The organism is Vibrio sp. 2033, assembly GCF_033339735.1.
On sequence record NZ_JAWOVC010000549.1, the window covers coordinates 1 to 605 of the forward strand.

Genomic DNA, 605 nt, shown 5'->3' on the forward strand with positions numbered 1-605 from the left:
CGCTACGATCAAAAACCCGAAAACGGATCAACAAAATAAAACAAACAGCTTCGTGATCAGCAACAAGCGTCAGGCTTTTGCCAAAGGTTTTGCAACCAACATTCTCAACCCCAAAGCACTGGTTTTCTTCATCAGCTTGATGTCGAGCTTGGTGCCAGCCGGAATGTCAGTCTCAGGCAAAAGCATCGCGTTAGTTATCCTGTTCAGCTTGTCTCTGGTTTGGTTTTCCAGCTTGGCGTGGATGCTCTCAACGCAACGTTTACAACGTCGATTACAACAAGCAGGCATCTACATCGATGGCATCTGTGGTGTGGTGTTTACCCTCGTTGGCGGCAGTATCTTGGTGCAAACCATCAGCACATTAATCGGTTAACTCTCTGATTTAAAAGCGTCGCACACCCGACATTTATTAAAACGCTGACTCGACGATCTTCTCCATGGCTGCCAAGCTGAACAATCAAACTGGCAACATGGAGAGTCATCATGCATTGGACGTTCAACCGACTCGTGTCTACGGGTCTTTTTCTTAGCGCCTCCATCACCCACACCGCGTTTGCAAACCAAGCCACCGATGCGATTACCCCAGAGCAGAGTACTGGGTTTGA

At 48.1% G+C, this 605-nt stretch carries 1 protein-coding gene; it reads left to right on the top strand.

Annotated features, from left to right (window positions below; all coding sequences use genetic code 11):
- Positions 1-373, top strand: a 373-nt coding sequence (locus tag R7P74_RS27730) for a LysE family translocator (RefSeq protein ID WP_318123884.1), incomplete at its 5' end; no start/stop codon positions are given.
- Positions 374-605 lie beyond the last annotated feature (232 nt).